The organism is Xenorhabdus aichiensis (genome assembly GCF_028598775.1).
Classification (GTDB): Bacteria; Pseudomonadota; Gammaproteobacteria; order Enterobacterales; family Enterobacteriaceae; genus Xenorhabdus; species Xenorhabdus bovienii.
Genome location: NZ_JAQRFO010000002.1, coordinates 156,767 through 178,271, shown reverse-complemented (window position 1 = coordinate 178,271; position 21,505 = coordinate 156,767). Strand labels below are relative to the sequence as shown.

At 42.3% G+C, this 21,505-nt stretch carries 18 protein-coding genes and 4 pseudogenes; 20 read left to right on the top strand and 2 right to left on the bottom strand.

Translation table 11 applies throughout. The annotated features are described in order from the left end of the window. Window positions 1–43 precede the first annotated feature (43 nt). The 14 genes and pseudogenes from atpE (at window position 44) to darG (ending at window position 13,324) form a co-directional block, all read left to right on the top strand. Window positions 44–289, top strand: coding sequence for a F0F1 ATP synthase subunit C (gene atpE / locus PSI22_RS02130; RefSeq protein WP_012986655.1), 246 nt, complete (start codon window positions 44–46; stop codon window positions 287–289). A gap of 54 nt (window positions 290–343) precedes the next feature. Continuing rightward, entirely contained in the window at window positions 344–814 is a 471-nt protein-coding gene (atpF, locus tag PSI22_RS02125) for a F0F1 ATP synthase subunit B (RefSeq protein WP_012986654.1), read from the top strand. 12 nt (window positions 815–826) lie between these two features. Next, entirely contained in the window at window positions 827–1,360 is a 534-nt protein-coding gene (gene atpH / locus PSI22_RS02120) for a F0F1 ATP synthase subunit delta (protein ID WP_012986653.1), read from the top strand. A 14-nt stretch (window positions 1,361–1,374) separates the two neighbouring features. Beyond that, a complete protein-coding gene (atpA, locus tag PSI22_RS02115; RefSeq protein ID WP_038194887.1) occupies window positions 1,375–2,916 on the top strand; it encodes a F0F1 ATP synthase subunit alpha in 1,542 nt (513 codons plus the stop codon). Between the two features lie 59 nt (window positions 2,917–2,975). Continuing rightward, window positions 2,976–3,839 (top strand): F0F1 ATP synthase subunit gamma, encoded by an 864-nt coding sequence (gene atpG / locus PSI22_RS02110; protein WP_012986651.1) that lies wholly within the window; start codon window positions 2,976–2,978, stop codon window positions 3,837–3,839. 34 nt (window positions 3,840–3,873) lie between these two features. Further along, window positions 3,874–5,256, top strand: coding sequence for a F0F1 ATP synthase subunit beta (gene atpD, locus PSI22_RS02105; RefSeq protein ID WP_038180764.1), 1,383 nt, complete (start codon window positions 3,874–3,876; stop codon window positions 5,254–5,256). A 21-nt stretch (window positions 5,257–5,277) separates the two neighbouring features. Further along, the gene (locus PSI22_RS02100; protein ID WP_012986649.1) at window positions 5,278–5,700 is read left to right on the top strand and encodes a F0F1 ATP synthase subunit epsilon; all 423 of its coding nucleotides are present in this window, start codon (window positions 5,278–5,280) and stop codon (window positions 5,698–5,700) included. Window positions 5,701–5,827: 127 nt separating this feature from the next. Beyond that, entirely contained in the window at window positions 5,828–7,207 is a 1,380-nt protein-coding gene (gene glmU, locus PSI22_RS02095; protein ID WP_273578257.1) for a bifunctional UDP-N-acetylglucosamine diphosphorylase/glucosamine-1-phosphate N-acetyltransferase GlmU, read from the top strand. Window positions 7,208–7,331: 124 nt separating this feature from the next. Then, entirely contained in the window at window positions 7,332–9,161 is a 1,830-nt protein-coding gene (gene glmS / locus PSI22_RS02090) for a glutamine--fructose-6-phosphate transaminase (isomerizing) (protein ID WP_038194892.1), read from the top strand. Window positions 9,162–9,384: 223 nt separating this feature from the next. Next, window positions 9,385–10,240 (top strand): annotated as a pseudogene (locus tag PSI22_RS21435) (restriction endonuclease subunit S); the annotation flags it as partial. Then, window positions 10,237–10,779 carry a KwaA family protein gene (locus tag PSI22_RS02075; RefSeq protein ID WP_273578249.1) on the top strand — a complete coding sequence of 181 codons (543 nt, stop codon included), beginning with the start codon at window positions 10,237–10,239 and terminating at the stop codon, window positions 10,777–10,779. The pseudogene PSI22_RS21435 and the gene PSI22_RS02075, both read left to right, overlap by 4 nt. 3 nt (window positions 10,780–10,782) lie before the next feature. Further along, window positions 10,783–11,616, top strand: coding sequence for an ATP F0F1 synthase synthase (locus PSI22_RS02070; RefSeq protein WP_273578247.1), 834 nt, complete (start codon window positions 10,783–10,785; stop codon window positions 11,614–11,616). 12 nt (window positions 11,617–11,628) lie between these two features. After that, window positions 11,629–12,270 (top strand): type II toxin-antitoxin system toxin DNA ADP-ribosyl transferase DarT, encoded by a 642-nt coding sequence (darT, locus tag PSI22_RS02065; protein ID WP_273578246.1) that lies wholly within the window; start codon window positions 11,629–11,631, stop codon window positions 12,268–12,270. A gap of 13 nt (window positions 12,271–12,283) precedes the next feature. Then, entirely contained in the window at window positions 12,284–13,324 is a 1,041-nt protein-coding gene (darG, locus tag PSI22_RS02060) for a type II toxin-antitoxin system antitoxin DNA ADP-ribosyl glycohydrolase DarG (protein WP_273578244.1), read from the top strand. Between the two features lie 20 nt (window positions 13,325–13,344). Here the strand turns inward: darG and PSI22_RS02055 are convergent. Then, window positions 13,345–13,494: pseudogene (locus PSI22_RS02055) on the bottom strand (IS1 family transposase); the annotation flags it as partial. Between the two features lie 780 nt (window positions 13,495–14,274). Between PSI22_RS02055 and PSI22_RS02050 the strand changes: the two are divergent. From PSI22_RS02050 to asd, 6 genes and pseudogenes are all read left to right on the top strand, one after another. Beyond that, window positions 14,275–15,516, top strand: a complete 1,242-nt coding sequence (locus PSI22_RS02050; protein ID WP_273578242.1) for an MFS transporter — start codon at window positions 14,275–14,277, stop codon at window positions 15,514–15,516. Window positions 15,517–15,729: 213 nt separating this feature from the next. Beyond that, window positions 15,730–17,178 carry a flavin-containing monooxygenase gene (locus PSI22_RS02045; protein WP_273578240.1) on the top strand — a complete coding sequence of 483 codons (1,449 nt, stop codon included), beginning with the start codon at window positions 15,730–15,732 and terminating at the stop codon, window positions 17,176–17,178. Window positions 17,179–17,814: 636 nt separating this feature from the next. Beyond that, entirely contained in the window at window positions 17,815–18,498 is a 684-nt protein-coding gene (locus PSI22_RS02040) for a protein kinase family protein (protein ID WP_273578238.1), read from the top strand. Beyond that, window positions 18,476–18,910 (top strand): hypothetical protein, encoded by a 435-nt coding sequence (locus PSI22_RS02035; RefSeq protein ID WP_273578236.1) that lies wholly within the window; start codon window positions 18,476–18,478, stop codon window positions 18,908–18,910. The genes PSI22_RS02040 and PSI22_RS02035 overlap by 23 nt, the downstream gene beginning before the upstream one ends. Window positions 18,911–19,548: 638 nt before the next feature. Next, window positions 19,549–19,671 (top strand): annotated as a pseudogene (ykgO, locus tag PSI22_RS02030) (type B 50S ribosomal protein L36); the annotation flags it as partial. A gap of 236 nt (window positions 19,672–19,907) precedes the next feature. Further along, window positions 19,908–21,014: an aspartate-semialdehyde dehydrogenase gene (asd, locus tag PSI22_RS02025; protein WP_273578303.1), complete on the top strand. Its 1,107-nt coding sequence runs from the start codon at window positions 19,908–19,910 to the stop codon at window positions 21,012–21,014. A gap of 2 nt (window positions 21,015–21,016) precedes the next feature. On the opposite strand, the pseudogene PSI22_RS21620 reads toward asd, so the two are convergent. Continuing rightward, window positions 21,017–21,148 (bottom strand): annotated as a pseudogene (locus PSI22_RS21620) (IS982 family transposase); the annotation flags it as partial. Between the last annotated feature and the right edge of the window lie 357 nt (window positions 21,149–21,505).

Here is a 21,505-nt window from a genome sequence, read left to right as displayed (position 1 = left end):
CAATCAATAATCGTGTTTTAACTGAAACAAACTGGAGACTGTCATGGAAAACCTGAATATGGATCTGCTGTACATGGCTGCCGCTATTCTTATGGGTCTGGCTGCTATTGGTGCTGCGATCGGTATCGGCATCCTCGGAGGTAAATTCTTGGAAGGCGCTGCTCGTCAGCCTGATCTGATTCCTCTGCTGCGTACACAGTTCTTTATCGTTATGGGTCTGGTTGACGCCATCCCTATGATCGCTGTGGGCCTGGGCTTATTTATGATGTTCGCTGTCGGCGGTCAGTAAGTAGCAGAACTGAAGATTAAGCCAATTCATTAATTGAAATAGAGGTATTGTGCTTTGAATATTAACGCAACAATCCTCGGCCAGGCCATCGCGTTTGTCCTGTTTGTTTTGTTCTGCATGAAGTATGTATGGCCACCAATCATGGCGGCCATTGAAAAGCGTCAGAAAGAAATTACTGACGGTTTAGCTTCAGCAGAACGTGCTAAAAAGAACCTGGACTTAGCGCAAGCCAATGCGACCGACCAACTGAAAAAAGCGAAAGCTGATGCGCAAGCTATCATTGAGCAGGCTAATAAACAAAAAGCCCAGATTATTGATGATGCCAAAACAGAAGCTGAGCTGGAACGTAACAAAATTGTAGCGCAGGCTCAGGCTGAAATTGATGCTGAACGCAAACGCGCTCGTGAAGAGTTACGTAAACAGGTTGCGATGCTGGCTATCGCAGGTGCCGAGAAAATCATCGAACGTTCCGTGGATGAAGCTGCTAACAGCGACATCGTTGATAAACTGGTCGCTGAACTGTAAGGAGGGAGGGGCATGTCTGAATTTGCTACGGTAGCTCGCCCCTACGCCAAAGCAGCTTTTGACTTTGCTGTAGAGCACCAATCTCTCGAACATTGGCAGAACATGCTGGCGTTCGTTGCTGAGGTTACTCGCAATGAGCAGGTTGGTGAGCTGCTTTCCGGTTCATTGGCACCGGAAACGTTAGCCAATACCTTCATCACCCTTTGTGGTGAGCAGGTAGATGAGCATGCTCAGAACTTTATTCGTGTAATGGCAGAAAATGGTCGCTTGCTGGTACTGCCAGAAGTCTTCCAGCAATTTACCCAATTGCGTGCGTCACTTGAATCAACCATCAATGTTGAAGTGATTTCTGCGTCTGAATTGAATGAGCAGCAGCAGGCTAAAATTTCTGCGGCGATGGAAAAACGTCTGTCACGCAAAGTGAAGCTGAATTGCAAAATTGACAAGTCTGTTATCGCCGGTGTGGTTATCCGCGCAGGTGATATGGTGATCGATGGCAGCATTCGCGGCCGTCTGGATCGTTTAACAGACGTCTTGCAGTCTTAAGGGGACTGGAGCATATGCAACTGAATTCCACCGAAATCAGCGAACTGATCAAACAGCGTATTGCTCAGTTCAATGTCGTGAGCGAAGCTCACAATGAAGGTACGATTGTTTCCGTTAACGACGGTATCATTCGTATCCACGGTTTAGCCGATGTCATGCAGGGTGAAATGATTTCTCTGCCTGGCAACCGTTACGCAATTGCACTGAACCTGGAGCGCGACTCTGTGGGTGCGGTTGTGATGGGTCCGTATGCTGACCTGGCCGAAGGCATGAAAGTCAAGTGTACTGGCCGTATTCTGGAAGTACCTGTTGGTCGTGGCCTGCTCGGTCGTGTTGTTAATACACTGGGTGAGCCAATCGATGGCAAAGGCGCTCTTGAGAATGATGGTTTCTCACCTGTTGAAGTTATTGCTCCGGGTGTTATCGACCGCCAATCCGTTGACCAGCCTGTCCAGACAGGTTACAAATCCGTTGATGCCATGATCCCAATTGGCCGTGGTCAGCGTGAGCTGGTTATCGGTGACCGTCAGACGGGTAAAACCGCTCTGGCTATTGATGCGATCATCAACCAACGTGATTCCGGTATCAAATGTATCTATGTTGCAATTGGTCAGAAAGCATCTACCATTTCCAACGTAGTTCGTAAACTGGAAGAGCACAACGCTCTGGCCAATACGATTGTCGTTGTTGCATCCGCTTCTGAATCTGCGGCCCTGCAATATCTGGCACCTTATTCTGGCTGTGCGATGGGAGAATACTTCCGTGATCGCGGCGAAGATGCTCTGATTGTTTACGATGACCTGTCTAAACAGGCTGTTGCTTACCGTCAGGTTTCTCTGTTGCTGCGTCGTCCACCTGGACGTGAAGCATTCCCTGGTGACGTTTTCTATCTGCACTCCCGTTTGCTGGAGCGTGCAGCGCGTGTTAACGCTGATTATGTGGAAAAATTCACCAACGGCGAAGTGAAAGGTAAAACGGGTTCTCTGACTGCATTGCCAATCATTGAAACTCAGGCAGGTGACGTTTCTGCGTTCGTACCAACAAACGTTATCTCCATTACCGATGGTCAGATCTTCCTTGAATCTGCTCTGTTCAACGCAGGTATCCGTCCGGCGGTTAACCCAGGGATCTCCGTATCCCGTGTAGGTGGTGCTGCTCAGACTAAGATTATCAAGAAACTGTCTGGTGGTATCCGTACCGCTCTGGCTCAGTACCGTGAATTGGCTGCATTCTCCCAGTTTGCTTCTGATCTGGATGATGCAACTCGCAAGCAGTTGGATCATGGTCAGAAAGTCACTGAGCTGTTGAAACAGAAACAGTATCAGCCAATGTCCGTTGCACAGCAGGCTCTGTCCCTGTTTGCGGCTGAACGTGGCTATCTGGAAGATGTCGAAATCGCGAAAGTGGTCAGTTTCGAATCTGCATTGTTAGCCTATGCTAACCGTGAACATGCTGATCTTCTCAAAGAGATTGACCAGTCTGGTGATTACAACGGAGAGATCGAAGCGAAGCTGACAGCTCTGTTGGATTCCTTCAAGGCGACTCAGTCCTGGTAACACTATTCGGCCCGGTTTGATTAAACTTGGGCCGTCTGGTTGAATTCGGAGAAGCAGATATGGCCGGCGCAAAAGAGATACGTACCAAAATCGCCAGTGTGCAGAACACGCAAAAAATCACTAAAGCGATGGAGATGGTCGCCGCGTCCAAAATGCGTAAAACGCAGGATCGCATGGCGGCCAGTCGTCCTTATGCAGAAACCATTCGCAGCGTGATTGGACACCTTGCGTTAGGTAATCTGGAGTACAGACATCCATACCTTGACGAGCGCGAAGTTAAGCGTGTTGGGTACTTGGTTGTTTCGACAGATCGTGGTTTATGTGGCGGTTTGAACATTAACTTGTTCAAAAAATTGCTGATAGAAATGAAAGACTGGTCTGATAAAGGCGTTCAAGTTGATTTAGCGCTTGTTGGGTCGAAAGCGGTTTCTTTCTTTTCTTCTGTTGGAGGCAACATTGTTGCCCAAGTAACAGGGATGGGAGATAACCCATCATTATCCGAGCTGATCGGGCCAGTCAACGTCATGATGCAAGCATATGACGCAGGGCGTCTGGATAAATTGTATATAGTGACAAACAGATTCATCAATACAATGTCTCAGGTTCCGACAATTACTCAGTTATTGCCTCTGCCAGCCGGAGACGATGAAACACTGAAGAAGAAATCCTGGGATTATCTGTATGAACCTGATCCTAAGGCGTTGTTGGATACCCTGCTGCGCCGCTATATAGAATCACAAGTTTATCAGGGCGTCGTTGAAAACCTGGCTAGTGAACAGGCCGCACGAATGGTAGCGATGAAAGCCGCGACCGATAACGGTGGCAACCTGATCAAAGAGTTGCAGTTGGTTTACAACAAGGCTCGTCAGGCCAGCATCACTCAGGAACTCACCGAAATCGTTTCGGGTGCTTCTGCGGTTTAACAGCTAGGTTTACGAATTACGTAGAGGATTCAAGATGGCTACTGGAAAGATTATCCAGGTAATCGGCGCCGTGGTGGACGTCGAATTCCCTCAGGACAGCGTACCAAAGGTATATAATGCTCTTGAGGTTAAAAACAGTGAAGAAAAACTGGTGCTGGAAGTTCAGCAGCAGCTGGGCGGTGGTATCGTTCGCTGTATCGCAATGGGTACCTCTGATGGCCTGCGTCGTGGTTTGGACGCGATTGATTTAGGGCACCCAATTGAAGTTCCAGTGGGTAAAGCGACACTGGGCCGTATCATGAACGTATTGGGTGATCCAATCGACATGAAAGGTGAGATTGGCGAAGAAGAGCGCTGGTCGATTCACCGTACAGCACCAAGCTATGAAGAGTTATCCAGTTCTCAGGAACTGCTGGAAACCGGTATCAAGGTTATGGACTTGATCTGCCCATTTGCTAAGGGTGGTAAAGTTGGTTTGTTCGGTGGTGCGGGTGTAGGTAAAACCGTTAACATGATGGAACTGATCCGTAACATCGCTATCGAACACTCCGGTTACTCTGTATTTGCCGGTGTGGGTGAACGTACCCGTGAAGGTAACGACTTCTATCATGAAATGACCGATTCAAACGTACTGGATAAAGTATCTCTGGTATATGGTCAGATGAACGAGCCACCAGGAAACCGTCTGCGTGTAGCACTGACGGGTCTGACTATGGCTGAAAAATTCCGTGATGAAGGCCGTGACGTTCTGTTGTTCGTCGATAACATTTACCGTTATACCCTGGCCGGAACAGAAGTATCTGCACTGTTGGGTCGTATGCCATCTGCGGTAGGTTATCAGCCGACACTGGCGGAAGAGATGGGCGTTCTTCAGGAACGTATCACTTCAACCAAAACGGGCTCCATCACTTCCGTACAGGCGGTTTACGTCCCTGCGGATGATTTAACTGACCCATCACCAGCGACAACCTTTGCTCACTTGGATGCAACCGTCGTATTGAGCCGTCAGATTGCTTCACTGGGTATTTACCCGGCGGTTGACCCACTGGATTCAACCAGTCGTCAGCTTGACCCACTGGTTGTTGGTCAGGAGCACTATGATGTAGCGCGTGGTGTACAGTCTATCCTGCAGCGTTATCAGGAACTGAAAGACATCATCGCGATTCTGGGTATGGATGAACTGTCTGAAGAAGATAAACTGGTTGTGGCACGTGCCCGTAAGATCCAGCGCTTCTTGTCTCAGCCATTCTTCGTTGCAGAAGTCTTCACTGGCTCACCAGGTAAGTTCGTCTCTCTGAAAGAAACCATTCGTGGCTTTAAGGGCATCCTGGACGGTGATTATGACCACCTGCCAGAACAGGCGTTCTACATGGTTGGTACCATCGACGAAGCTGTAGAAAAAGCGAAGAAGATGTAATACGGCTGACGGGAGGTTGATATGGCTGCAATGACGTTCTTCCTGAACGTAGTCAGCGCTGAAAAACGATTGTTTGAAGGGCTGGTACAAAAAATTCAGGTGACTGGCAGTGAAGGTGAGTTGGGTATTTATCCTCAGCACACACCACTGCTTACTGCCATAAAACCGGGCATGATACGTATTGTTAAGCAGTTTGGTGAAGAAGAATTTATCTACCTGTCCGGTGGAGTTCTTGAAGTTCAGCCAAACGGCGTTATCGTACTGGCCGATACAGCGATCCGTGGTAAGGATTTGGACGAAGCCAAGGCGCTTGAAGCGAAGCGCGAGGCTGAAGAACACGTTCGTAATTCTCACGGCGATGTTGATTATGCTCAGGCATCTGCTGAATTGTCGAAAGCGATTGCAAAACTTCGTGTAATCGAACTGACAAAACAACGGATGTAATATAGGCAGTAAGATAAAAAGCCAGTTGGTGAAAGCTAACTGGCTTTTTTGCATTGCGAAATATGTAGCAATTTATTTTGCAAACAGGTTTACTTTCATACTTAAAATTGGAGCTGTCAGGTTTATTATGTCTATTAGTGCAAATAGCGCAAAAAGTGTCGTGATCCTTGCCGCTGGCAAAGGCACGCGCATGTATTCTGCTCTCCCCAAGGTTCTGCACTCGCTGGCCGGTAAACCGATGGTTCAGCATGTCATTGACACCGCAATGGCGTTGGGCACCCAAAATGTTCATCTGGTCTATGGGCATGGTGGTGATCTGATGAAGCAGACTCTCTCCAATCAAAACCTTAACTGGGTACTACAGGCGGAACAGCTTGGAACTGGTCATGCAATGCAGCAGGCAGCGCCACATTTTGCAGATGATGAAGACATTCTGATGCTCTATGGCGATGTTCCTTTGATCGCTCAAGATACATTAGAGCGTCTGGTGGAAACCAAACCTGAAGGCGGTATTGGCTTATTGACTGCTATTTTGGATAATCCTACCGGATATGGCCGTATCATTCGTGAAAATGGTGAAGTGGCAGGGATTATTGAACAGAAAGATGCGACTGATGAGCAGCGTAAAATCAACGAAATCAACACCGGTATTTTGGTGGCGAATGGCGGTGATTTGAAGCGCTGGTTATCCCAGCTGGATAACAACAACGCTCAGGGTGAATACTACATTACCGATATTATTGCTCTGGCCCACAAAGAAGGTCGCCAAATCAAGGCTGTTCATCCGAGTCGTTTAAGTGAGATGGAAGGGGTTAACAATCGCCTTCAGCTTTCCGCACTGGAACGTATTTACCAATCAGAGCAAGCAGAAAAATTATTGCTGGCAGGTGTAATGCTGCTGGATCCTGCACGGTTCGATCTTCGCGGTACATTAGAACATGGCCGTGATGTGGTTATCGATACCAATGTCATTATCGAAGGTCATGTTGCATTGGGAAATAACGTGCATATTGGATCTGGCTGCATTTTGAAAAATTGCGTTATCGGTGATGGCACGGTCATCAGCCCTTATACTGTGATCGAAAATGCTGAAATTGCTACCGAATGTACGGTTGGGCCTTTTGCTCGTTTACGTCCGGGGTCTAAACTGGCGGAAAAAGCGCATGTTGGCAATTTCGTGGAAATGAAGAAAACTTACCTTGGCAAAGGCTCCAAGGCGGGACACCTGACGTATCTGGGTGATTCTGAAATCGGCAATAATGTGAATATTGGTGCGGGAACGATCACTTGTAATTACGATGGTGCCAATAAATTTAAAACCATCATCGGTGATGACGTGTTTGTGGGTTCCGATACCCAGCTTGTTGCACCAGTCACAGTAGCTAAAGGTGTGACCATTGGCGCAGGCACTACAGTAACAAAAGACGTAGCTGAAAATGAGCTGGTCATCAGCCGCGTGAAACAAACCCATATTCAGGGCTGGCAACGTCCTGTTAAGAAAAAATAAATAATATATATTCATAAAAATAATCCCCACTTCTACAAAGCTCGGGGACCGGCAAAGCCGGAACACAATCAGGTTGACGACATAAAAGGGGCTTTTATTAGCCCTGTTTTTAGGAATAAAACACATGTGTGGAATTGTTGGTGCAGTAGCACAACGTGATATTGCAGAAATACTGATCGAAGGTCTTCGTCGCTTGGAATACCGTGGTTATGACTCAGCCGGTCTAGCTGTGGTTGACAGTGAAAACCGTATGACCTGTCTGCGTGAAGTCGGCAAAGTACAGGTGCTGGCTGATGAAGCAGATAAACAGCTTGTCATTGGTGGTACGGGGATCGCTCATACTCGTTGGGCGACGCACGGTGAGCCGAATGAGCGCAATGCCCATCCTCATGTTTCTGAACATATTGCGGTTGTACATAACGGCATTATTGAAAACCACGAAGCACTGCGCGAATTATTAAAAGAGCGCGGTTATACCTTCTTTTCTGATACAGATACCGAAACCATTGCCCATCTTATCCACTGGGAACAGAAACAGGGGGGGGCGCTGCTGGAAGTGGTTCAGCGCGTGATACCACAGTTACGTGGCGCTTATGGCACCGTAATTATGGACAGCCGTCACCCTGACGTGTTGGTGGCCGCTCGTTCAGGCAGTCCGCTGGTGATTGGCCTTGGCGTTGGTGAAAACTTCCTCGCATCTGACCAACTGGCGCTATTGCCGGTGACTCGCCGCTTTATCTATCTGGAAGAGGGCGACATCGTTGAAATCACCCGTCGTACCGTTCGCATCTTTGATGTCACAGGTGCAGCCGTTGAGCGCGAGCAGATTGAATCCAACGTTCAGTATGATGCAGGTGACAAAGGTATTTACCGTCACTACATGCAAAAAGAGATCTACGAACAACCGATGGCAATTAAGAGCACGCTGGAAGGGCGTTTAAGTCATGGTCAGGTAGATCTGTCAGAACTGGGTGCCAATGCTGCGGAATTACTGTCTCAGGTTGAACACATTCAAATCGTTGCCTGCGGTACGTCTTACAATGCGGGCATGGTTTCACGCTACTGGTTTGAATCTTTGGCAGGTATTCCCTGTGATGTGGAAATTGCCTCTGAATTCCGTTACCGCAAGCCTGCTCGTCGTAAGGGAAGTTTGCTGATCACTCTGTCTCAGTCTGGTGAAACGGCTGATACTTTGGCTGCACTGCGTTTATCCAAAGAACTGGGCTATTTGACTTCGCTGGTCATCTGTAACGTTGCCGGCTCCTCTCTGGTACGTGAATCAGACTTTGCCCTGATGACCAAAGCAGGAGCAGAAATCGGCGTTGCATCTACCAAAGCATTTACCACCCAGCTGACTGTATTACTGATGCTGGTGGCTTACATGGGGCGCCTGAAAGGTGCTGACGCAGCATTGGAACAAGATGTTGTCCACGCACTGCAAGCATTACCAAGCCGCATTGAAAGTATGTTGTCTAAAGACAAAGTCATTGAAGCACTGGCAGAAGATTTTTCCGAAAAACATCACGCTCTGTTCCTTGGACGTGGCGATCAATACCCGATCGCGGTTGAAGGCGCACTGAAACTGAAAGAGATCTCTTACATTCACGCGGAAGCCTATGCTGCCGGTGAATTGAAACATGGCCCGTTGGCACTGATCGATGCGGATATGCCAGTGATCATTGTTGCACCAAACAATGAACTGCTGGAAAAACTGAAATCTAACATCGAAGAAGTCCGCGCCCGTGGTGGCCAGTTGTATGTATTCGCTGATCAGGATGCAGGTTTTACCAACAGCGAAAATATGAAGATCATCTCCCTGCCACACGTGGAAGATCTGATCGCGCCGATCTTCTATACCGTACCACTGCAATTGTTGTCTTATCACGTTGCCTTGATCAAGGGAACGGATGTTGATCAGCCGCGTAACTTGGCGAAATCGGTGACGGTGGAGTAATGCCGATATAGTACGCTGTTAGTGGCTGCGTACATTAAAACTGAAAATCTCTTAAATCCGGTTATGCAAACGCTGACCGGATTTTTTTATGGTGAAATTTTATTATCCAAACCAACAATTGAACGGTATGACATCCAGCAAATAGTCGGCGTTGAACTTGAAAGTTGAATTATCCCTATTAGTAATAGAATTTACTGTTTTGTTTTATATCTTCCAATTAATTAACCTTATACAGAGAATTACTACAGGCTCTTTGGTTCCTCACATAAGTTTGAAACAAATCAGGGACTTTCCCGTAAATCTTCCCCCTATTGAGGATCAGAAGAAAGTCGTGGCAACTTTGGGGTCTATCGACAAAAAAATCGAACTCAACAACCATATCAACTCCGAACTGGAAGCAATGGCGAAAACCTTGTACGATTACTGGTTTGTACAGTTTGACTTCCCAGACACTAACGGCAAGCCCTATAAAACCTCAGGCGGTAAAATGGTCTACAATCCAACCCTGAAGAGGGAAATACCGGAAGGGTGGAGTGCAGAAATTGCCAATATTACTATGGGACAATCACCAGAAGGCAGTTCGTACAATGAAGAAGGTAGTGGAACTATTTTCTTTCAAGGCTCTACAGATTTTGGCTGGCTTTTTCCGACTACACGTCAATACACCACGGCACCAGCCAGAATGGCAAATAAAGGCGATATTTTGCTAAGTGTTCGAGCTCCAGTTGGTGATATGAACATTGCAAATAGTGATTGATTGTTGTATCGGACGAGGTTTAGCCGCACTTAATAGTAAGTTTGGATCAGATGGCTTTATTTTCTATGTAATGAAGTATTTTAAGCAAATCTTTGATCGTCGTAATTCAGAAGGAACAATATTCGGGTCTATTACTAAAAATGACCTACACTCTCTAACGTTGGCATACCCTACAACCGACCTACTGAAAAAATATAACGATATAGTTTCGCACTACAACAAAATGATTTTTGAAAGAAGTCTTGAAAACCAAGAACTAATCAAGCTTAGAGATTGGCTACTCCCTATGCTAATGAACGGTCAAGTAACGGTAAAATCATGAACTTAGTGTTTCGGTTGCTCTTAACCTTTAATGCCACGTCATTATTGGTCATTATCTTTCTGATTCAGAAAGGCTATACCTTGGGACATTTTTTAGCTAAGTGCTCTTACTTAGCTGGGTTGCCGAACGCTATCTCTTATATCGCTTACTTATTGATTCCAATCATTCTTACTTGGCTGAGCATTCAGCTCAGCCGCGGGCTTGGTAAAGATAGTTTTGAATCTGGTCAGGTAATCAGAATTGAACATGCTAATAACAGCTTCTTACCCAGCTACCTAGGCTACTTTTTTGTCGCACTAAGTATTGGCAATTGGGAGACGCTGCTGTTTGTTTACAGTATTTTGTTTGTTTTTACTTTTTTATCGCAAGCACTCTATTTCAATCCGCTATTCTTATTATTCGGCTTTGATTTTTACAATATCACTACTAAGAATGGTGCAGTAGTATTTTTAATAAGTCGGAACAGATATAAAACGCCCAGCAGTATAAGCCTTACAGAGGCACATCGTATTAACAACTACACATTTATTGAGCGGTGATTAATGAAACATTTAATTGCACAAATAAAAACGCGGAAAAAGGAAAAGCTGTTCAAGCTCCTTTCTGAACAGAGCAGGATATTCGAAATTGATACCGACAATCTTGCTTTAGTCGCTTACGATGTTGACCATAACTTAGATGAAGATACTTGGTTTAAAGTAGAGCAGTTCAGGCAGCAAGACTATTGCCTTGATTATCTCAAGCGTGATTTTGTTGCAGCAGAATATAACGCCCTACCTAAAGCTGAATTTACCAAAATTGCTTACTTGTGCTCGGTACAGGATGGAAACTTCTTTTTTCAAAAGGTCTTTCCCTCCATTTACCTCACTAAAAAGCTCATTGGTTTCGGCGATGCTGCCTACCTTGAAAAAAGTGAGACACGCCTTTGTGTTAACCGATACCCTGACGCTATTTACTTTCCTCAGCAGGATATATTGGTGTTCAGAAAGTTGGCGACAATTTCTAGTATTTTCCTCGGAATTGATCAGTTATATAAAGAAGCAACAAATGAAGAAGTTCAAAAGTTCTTCGATGAGGATTTTATTGAACTGGCTGATGGCTTCAACCTAGATAAAGTCTCAAAGCCGAATCGGGCTCGTATTGCTTTAGCAATGGATACGCTCGATTCTATGGAGTCAGCAGATAGAGAAAGAATGCTAACTTACATACGTGATTACAGTGATGAGTCTCTTGGATTTGACGAGGCCAATCAGAAGTTTGAGATTAAAAATGATGAGCAACTCAAAACGTTACTATATGGAATTGAAGAACGATTTTACACAACAGAATTAGGGCATAAGAAGAGGCTGGCTAACTCTGTACGAGACTTGAATTAGGGAGAAGAGTGAATGACTGTGCCTGCTCAGCCGAAGATTTATCATATTGTTCATGTGGATCGGTTGGCATCTATTCTCGCCTCTGGAGGCTTACTCAGTGACGCACAAATAGTTGTTCAACATGTCGCTGGTACGACGATTGGCATGAACAGTATTAAGCAACGTCGATTGCAAGAACTGACGCTGGCAAGTCATCCAGATCTCTATGTTGGCCAATGTGTACCGTTCTATTTTTGCCCTCGCTCAATTATGCTCTATTTGATTTATCGAGCAGACCACCCAGAGTTGGCTTACCAAGGAGGGCAAGAACCAATTGTGCACCTTCAAGCTGATCTTCATTCATGTGTAAATTGGGCAAACCAGCAACAGCGGCGTTGGGCATTTACACTATCCAATGCAGGGTCTTCTTATTTTGAAGATCGGTGTGATTTAGCACAGTTGCATGAACTCGATTGGCAAGCGATTGAAGCCAAACAATGGCAAGGCTGTAAAGAAGGTAAGCAAGCAGAATTTTTATTGGAAAATTACTTCCCTTGGCATCTTATTGAAACTATAGGTGTCCAGTCAAAACTGGTCTATCAACAGGTGGCAAATATTTTACAAGCGGCAAATTACTGCCCACCTGTTACAATTAGACCAAATTGGTATTATTGAGGAGGCTGTTAAAATGATCGAGTTGACGAGTGGTGACATTTTACGTGCTGATGCAGAAGCAATCGTTAATACCGTAAATTGCGTCGGAGTGATGGGGCGCGGTATTGCATTACAGTTTAAAAATGCCTGGCCTGATAATTTCAAAGCTTACGCCGTTGCCTGCAAGAGAAAAGAAGTACAGCCCGGGAACATGTTTATTTTTGAAACGGATCAGTTAGCTAACCCTCGTTTTATTATCAACTTCCCGACTAAGCGTCACTGGCGTGGCGCAAGCAGAATGGAAGATATTGATTCTGGACTCAAGGCATTAGTTGAAGATATTAAAAAATATGACATTAAGTCAATTGCCATACCTCCGTTAGGTGCTGGTTTAGGTGGCTTAGATTGGGAGTTAGTCCGTAAAAAAATTGAAACAGCAATGAGTGAACTAGCTGAAGTGCATGTTTTAATTTATCAACCAAAAGGTGCTCCTGAAAATGACAGAATGGCTCACCATAAAGAAGTACCTAAAATGACGGCTGGCCGTGCTGTACTAATTGAGTTGATGCAACGTTATTTAAAGGGATTGCTCGATCCTTCAGTTTCGTTGCTTGAGGTACATAAGCTACTTTATTTTGTGCAAGAGGCGGGAGAGCCACTGCGTTTGAATTATCAAAAAGCACACTATGGCCCTTATGCACAAAACTTGCGTCATGTTTTGAATGTAATTGAAGGCCACTTTATTTCCGGTTATGCCGATGGTGGTGATGCGCCAGCTAAGGTGCTTCAGTTAATACCAGGCGCAGTTGATGAAGCAAACGCATTCTTAGAGAAACACCTTGAAACCCGTGAACGCTTTGAAAAAGTATCACGTCTTGTGGAGGGTTTTGAGTCTCCATTTGGGCTGGAGTTGTTGTCCACAGTGCACTGGTTGTGTAAGTATGAGCAAGTAAAAGGCTCAGAGGAAATCGTTCGGGCGACTCACAGTTGGAACAAACACAAACAGCAGTTTACGCCAAGGCAAATTGAAGTTGCTGTTAAAACCCTAGAAAGGAATCATTGGCTAACATTGTAATTTTGGGTAACTCCTTCAATTCACTGATAGTGATTGACCGTCATATAATGACTAATCACTTTATCGTAGATTTCTATAGATTTTGAAAGCAATAATGACTCCCTGTGTAGCCTTACTAGATGCTGTCTCCGATTAAGATTGTGATGCTCAATGTGCTGTGTATAGCGCTTTATAGTGGCAAAAATATTCAGGTAGTATTTAAATCATTTTCTCCCTGCAATAGTAAAAATATGGTTAGTTATTCATCAGCATTACAAGAGAATTTCTTTTATGAATACTCATATTCTTAGAAGAATCATCTTTAAAACTGAGGCTAACAAGTAAATTAATTGCCAATGCTATAAATACTAATCCGCCTTGTATTATCCTATTAAAAGATGTTAGCCTTATTAATAAAATAATGAATTCAATTAATATTATTAATTTAGTTAATTATGTCAACTTGGAGTAAATAAATGGTTTCGAATAAAAATAAAAGAAAGTCTAATTACGGCTGGTTAAAAGATCTATTTTTAGAATATTCCGAAGAGTCTTTCTGGATTATTGTCAGTGCAATAGTAATTTTAGTTTTATTTGTTACGTTACTTATTATTTTTACAGATATATTGGTAGGAATTATCTCTTTTGCAGTTATTTCTATTTTATGTATTTTTTTACTTTACCTAGTTTATATCATAATATGATATAAAATATATATCTTTATAATTTAATTAATTCTACCTATGATAGCATAATGTGTCTATCTGCTGTTATGTCTTTAAAAGATACCTGTGTTTTAAATTTTATAACTCATTATTTTATCATTTTTTATCTAATATTTTTTTAGTTTGTTAAACTTAATAAATATTTATTTTACTGGAAGGGTTTTGATTAAAAATCCCACTTTCCAGGATTAATTAGAATCATAAATGCAGTAACAGGCTTCAATGAAGTAAAGGAAAAATTTGATAATGAACTTGATGAAAAAGTATAGTGTCACTAACTTTGTTATATACCAAGTTAGTGATGTTTTATTCACTATCTCCATTAAAACAATAGGAATGTTGTTTACATGGATTATGCTTAATCAACTCGGATTGGTCGTTGAGTTAGGCTATTTTCTTTTTATATCGTGGGCATTGCAGGTGCTTACTTTGCTTGCTTTCGGTTTGTATGGTGACAAGTTTTCAACTAAATTCTATTTGATTTCATTCTGTATTTTAAGCTTACTTATTATCTCCAGCCTGTACTTTATTGAAAGTAAAAACTACTTTTACTGGGGAATATTTTTTATCATCACATCTCTGTTCTCTATACTGACCCAACCGATTGGAAACAGTATCATCAGCCGCATATTGCATAATAAAAACACCGATCTTGCTTTCAGAGCTAGAGGGTTGGTCAGTTCACTGAATGTTGTATCCGGCCCCGCTATCTCAGGAATATTAATTAGTTACCTTGCATATGAACATATACTCGTTATTGTATTTTGCAGTGTCGTCATCTCTTTCTTAGGTTTTCTTTGGGTTTCTATGATGCCATCAGAAAAAAAAGCGGATACCTCAAAGGTGAGTTTAAAGATCTTAAAGAACAACCCTACAGAATTAAGGTTAGGTGCAATTTCTGGTATTTTTAATTTTGTCATCGTTCCATTGGTTTCTTACTTTATTCCTTTTTTGATCATCGATACGATGAAACTAGGTGCATTTGACTTGGGGGTAGCTGAATTTTTCTTTGGTGCGGGAATGTTCTTGGGGAGTAGCGTTTTAGTAAAATTTTTTAATCAGGTACTCGGTAAAGGCTATGCATCATTGACTGGAACTATTTTAGTTTCACTTGGTATTTTCGGCGTATCCATATCGCAGTCAAATATTCATATCAATATATCCATGTTGATTGCAGGCATTGGCGTTGTTATTTATAACATAAACACAACATCTATCAGGATGACGGCAACACCTTCTTCACAAAGGCACTCTATGGAATCTGTATTTTTATCTCTGTGCATTATTCCCATCCCATTAGGAATGTTATTTTCTACTTACAGTATCCAGTTCCTAAGTGTTAACAGCATTCTGCTTGGCATGTCATTAATATTGTTATTCTGTTCTATTTTGATTATTAAAACGCCTAATTTTATGCATCTTTGCAAGATGAGCAGTGAATCGTTGGATGGACATTATGAAAAACTGTATCCGCGTTCTGTTGGTTAATAGAGAAAATGTATTTCAAAAACAGTTCTCATTTTACTGGTTATATTCAGGTTGCTTTAGCCATGCCTCTGGTCGGTAGCAATAATTTCCTGTCTCTAACCATGATACTCCTATCTCATAAATACAAATGGTTGTCCCATTGAATAAAAAATAACATGTCTTGATTGAGAGAGACTTATTTCATTAAAAGAGAACCTTGTAGGAGAGACAATTATGAGTAATCAGTATGATGTTTTGATCATGGGGGCCGGGGTTGCTGGTATTGGTATGGCATGTCATTTAACAAGAGAATGTCCCGATAAAAAGGTAATTATTTTAGAGCGCCGTCATGCTATCGGAGGGACTTGGGATTTATTTCGTTATCCGGGCATCCGTTCAGATTCAGATATGATGACTTTTGGTTATAAATTCCGGCCTTGGTCTGAAACCAGTGTTTTTGCCGATGGCGAGTCAATTAAAAATTATGTCAATAAAACGGCAAAAGAGTATGGAATTGATAAAAAAATCCAGTTTGGGTTAAAAATTACTCATGCGGACTGGTCTGGCACGACTAACCAATGGAGCATTACTGCTGTTGAGGAGGAGAGTGGAGAAACTCGAACTTTTACCTGTAATTATCTGGTCGCGGCGACGGGTTATTACAACTATGATGAAGCGTATTTACCTGAATTCCCCGGTATTGAGGATTTCAAAGGGCCCGTTATTCATCCCCAGCATTGGCCTGAAGGATTAGACTATAAAGGGAAACGGGTTGTTGTTATTGGTAGTGGGGCGACAGCAGCCACGTTAGTTCCAACAATGGCAAATATTGCCGAACATGTCACTATGCTACAGCGTTCCCCCAGTTATTATTTATCTGTACCCGGAACAGATAAAATCGCTGAGTTTTTAAGTAAATTTATGCCAAAACGCTGGGTTTACTCATTCAGCCGAAATCGTAATATCTTTATGCACCGTTTACTTTATAAAACCAGCCGACATTTACCTACGCTGTTGAAATCGTTTTTATTGTCGTCAGCCCGCAAAAGGGTTGGGCCAAGTTTTAATATGAATCACCTTACACCAAAGTACATGCCTTGGGATGAACGGTTGTGTGTGATCCCCAATGGTAATTTTTTAAAGTCACTGAAAGAAGGCAAATCTTCTATTGTGACCGACCAGGTTAAACGCTTTACTGAAAATGGTATTTTACTGCAATCTGGTAAGGAGTTGCCGGCGGATATCATCGTTTCTGCTACTGGTCTGAAATTACGCTCTCTTGGTGGAATTGAAATTTCTATTGATGAGCAAAAACTGCAGGGCAATAATCGTATGCTCTACAAGGGAACATTGATACAGGATATTCCGAATTTTGCCTATCTGTTTGGCTATATTAACAGCTCTTGGACATTGAAAGTGGATCTATCCGCAGATTATGTCTGCCGATTACTGAAAGAGATGGATCGTCGTGGTGCTAAGTCTGTGACAGCTTATGCTCAGCCGGGTGAAATGTTGAAACACGAAAACATTTTTGGCGAGTTACAATCGGGTTATGTGAGGCGAGGTGATGAAGGTCTTCCTCGTCAGGGGCGCAGCCCGAATTGGCATGTTCCACATGATTATAAAAAGGATAAAGAGGTATTAGGACAGCCTGTAGATGATGCCGCGTTGAAATGGATATAACCGGTTTAAATCCAAAACCGAGGTGGTTATATTCATTGACAGCCCGTTGTGATAACGGGCTGTCATCGATTATTAATCAGTTTGACGCTGATCTAAAATATGCTGCGGATGAGCGGTTTGAATGTGGACGGAACCGATAAGTCCCCCTCAATATTGACGGAATTGGATCTGTGATTAAGCCGATCAAAATTAAAACCATCAATTAGACGTAAATAAAACCAACAAATAGACGCTGCAACGTCCATCAAACAATCGCAAAGTGTAAAGGTGATGTGATGCTACATAAGCGACGTAGTTTAGCGTGGAAAATTCTACATAATTACGAAAAGGATCAATAAATACTGAAACAGGCTATGGATGATGAAGTATTGCGGTGGAAATATCATTTTACCATGGCAATAATCCAGAAGCGATCTCACTGTAATAAACACCTAAAGCGAAAGAAAAAATAGCGGATCCCGAAATAAAGTATGATAGATAGAAAGTCGTGCCTTATCACTTGATTCTAAATGCACAGGCTTTACAGGTACACTGAATAATCATACTCTACAGAAAGTGACAATTTGACAGGTAGAACGAAACCGTACGTGAGCCGACGTTTTTATACAGTTTACCTGATAAATTACAGGAGTTCTAATGACGACAAGATCTGATATAGAAAAAGGAATATTGGTTTATACAGAGAAATTAGGATGGGTAGACCTAGGACATGCTACAGGAGATGATGCAAGAGTACTAATGAGTACCATAAATGCAGGGGATAATACTAAGGAACCGTATTTTACTGTTAGATATATTCAATATATGGGTAAAGGGAAGAATTATGGAACAACTAAAATAACAAAGTGGAGAGTAAGAAGAGGGTTATCTTTACATGATAAGAAGAGTGTAGCTCTTACAATTATGATGTATACAACTTATTTGTTTGAGTCGAACCAAGGTTCTTTTCCATTTAATTGGATTATGGATAGTGGTTATAGTAGTGATGACCTAACTTCTAATTTGCTTGGTTTTTATCGGGCTATAAATGGCGTAGACTATTTATCTCAGCTAGGTGTGGTAAGTAAAGAAGATGCATTAAAACGATGGGATTATTATGGCCCCATAGGTAAATATAAGAATAAGGTTTTCAAACCTCTACTATTCCCAGATCCGGAAAAGTACCCAAATAACGCAAGGCCTTATAATGGGACTTTGCCCAGTTTTTTAAATACTATATCACCAATAATTGACATGAAAATAAGCAGTATTTTAATACATGTTAAAGATGTTACTGAAATCAATATAGGTGTAGAACATGCTCAAATTGGTCTCGAATAATTTTATAAGAAAATTACTTTTTGTATTTATTCCAATATCTATTTTTGTAGTGAGTGTTTTGTTATTTGTTATGTCATTGGCCAGTGTTAATTTTTCATATACAAAAACAAATTTTATTTATTATTATCTTTATACATTTAATGAAATTAAAAACGTCCCTTTAATTTCGGATGATTATATCATATATTATAGTTCCCCTGACGGTTCAGATAGAATGACTAACGATGTTGTTTTTTCAAATGTAAATTCAAATCGTAAAACTGAGTTAATAAAATATGTAGAAGATATGGGGTTTAAGAAATATTTTGATGAATACTGGCGTGAAGAAAGCTGGAAAAAAGATAATGTACGCATAAGCATACAACAAAATAATACTAAACGTACCATTTTGTTCTTAGTTGAGAAGAGTTAAAACACATTATCTTCTCTTATGCTATAACTACATTTAAATTTATTACAGAAATGAATGAATGTGCGGTGGTAGGTCTTCTCTTATAAATTACTTTGCGTAATAGCTATTATATTTTACAACGATATAATAGATGTCACTATGTATTATTCATATTGTTTTTTACTAAATTTTCTGGTTGATAATCTGAAAAAAATATTATTTATAAAAATTCCTAACTATTGATAATTAAAAAATACAAAGAAAAAACAGCCTAATATAATAATTATGCTAACAAAAAGTAGGTGACTTTTGCTGGTGTTCAGAATGAGAAGGGCGTTACTACATCAAAATTGAGGAAAAATTATAGGGAATGGTTTCCCCGATATGCAGGAAAAACCACTCCAACTGTCATCATTATTTCAGTTAAATTTCTTAATAGGCTCTTAAAGACTGGGCGCTTTCCACCAAATCAGCAAGTATTTGGGTAATATTAAGATATCGTAATAGTTATATCTTAGTAAGTTGATGAAAATTCTATTTTTTATTTATCCATTAGGAAGAAATTGGTTTTTCAAATGATGATCAAAAGGGATTGTCAGCACAACTAAATTGAGATAGTGTTATGTTATATTGTAACAACTTAAGTTGAAGGGATATTTATGCAGGTATTAAATTCATTGAAGTCCGCAAAAAACCGTCATCCTGACTGTAAGATAGTTCGTCGTCGTGGCCGTCTCTATGTCATTTGTAAATCCAATCCCCGCTTTAAAGCGGTTCAGGGTTAAGAGTAATAAACCAATTTGACAGCCTCTGAAGGACGGGGTTTTACGGCGCACTGGATAATTTCGGTGCTGATAGGGGAGAACATACGGCAATATAGTTTAAAAATGGTCAACGTATCGTTTCAGAAATACGGGTGCCATAGCATATAAATTTACTTGCACCTTTTATCATATTTTGTCAGCTTTAATACAAGTCAGGGTGGCTGACGGATATCTTTCAGGACAGGGTAAACATGATGAAAAATGTAGGTTTTATCGGCTGGCGTGGTATGGTCGGCTCAGTATTGATGCAGCGTATGGTGGAAGAGCGTGATTTTGACCAGATCAATCCTGTCTTCTTCACAACATCCCAGCATGGGCAGTCCGCCCCCGACTTTACCGGGAAAGCTGGCATTTTGCAGGATGCCTTTGATATTGAGGCGCTGGGGGCGCTGGATATTATCATTAGCTGCCAAGGTGGGGATTATACCAACGAAATTTATCCCAAACTGAAGGCGACAGGCTGGCAGGGGTATTGGATTGATGCCGCTTCTGCACTGCGCATGAATGATGATGCTGTCATTATTCTTGATCCTGTTAACCATCAACATATTCAAAATAGCCTGAATAAAGGCATCAAAACCTTTGTTGGCGGCAACTGTACCGTTAGTTTGATGCTGATGTCTTTGGGTGGGCTGTTTGCCAATAATCTGGTTGAGTGGGCGTCGGTAGCAACTTATCAGGCGGCTTCTGGCGGCGGTGCTCGTCATATGCGTGAGCTGCTGGTGCAAATGGGCATGCTGCATAATCAGGTTGACAGTGAGCTGCAAAACCCGGCTTCCGCAATGTTGGATATCGAAAAGCGTGTAACAGATTTCACTCGCAGTGGCGCATTGCCGACGGATCAATTTGGTGTTCCGCTGGCAGGTAGCCTAATTCCGTGGATTGATAAACAGTTGGACAATGGGCAGAGCCGTGAAGAGTGGAAAGGGCAGGCTGAAACCAACAAGATCCTCAATACAGGCAATAATATCATCCCTGTTGATGGCCTGTGTGTCCGTATTGGGGCGCTGCGTTGCCATAGTCAGGCATTTACCCTGAAATTGAAAAAAGATATTGCCATCCATGAAATTGAAACGCTGCTGGCTTCCCATAATGATTGGGTTCGCGTTATCCCGAATGATCGTGAATTGAGCATGCGTGAATTAACCCCGGCTGCGGTTACGGGAACACTGAATGCGCCCGTTGGACGTCTGCGTAAGCTGAATATGGGGCCGGAATATCTGTCAGCCTTTACCGTTGGTGACCAATTGTTGTGGGGAGCGGCAGAGCCTCTGCGCCGTATGCTGCGTATTTTGCTGTAATTTCAACTCTGTTTAAGAACAGTGATTTCAGAAGCCCGCAGATTCAAGCCCGGTTTTTTCGGTTGGAACGTATAAGCAATTAACCCTGATACAATTTCCAGTAAGAAACCGAGTTAACTGCGGTGCTTTGCGTGATAAAAGGATAGTGCTTAATATGATAAATATAAGAATTTTTGATGGCTCATATGAAATAAAGTAAGGCTATTTATGGCCTTACTGAGAAAAAAGGAAGCCGGCAGATAGCGTTTGAGTAACCCGTATTCAATCAATTTCTGATGCCAGAGAGGAATAAGTTTTTGGCAAAAGTCATCGACGTGACAGTAAAGTTCTTCTAAATTAATCTTGCCTGAGGATCTCCACGATGGTGTTTCCTTTGACAAAAATTTTGCTCGTGCCTCAGATACTGAGTTTTCTTCTGAAATGAAATTCAGGTGGTTATCAATAAATCACACAATCTTTTTAACGACCCCTAACCATGACAAAACTTAACA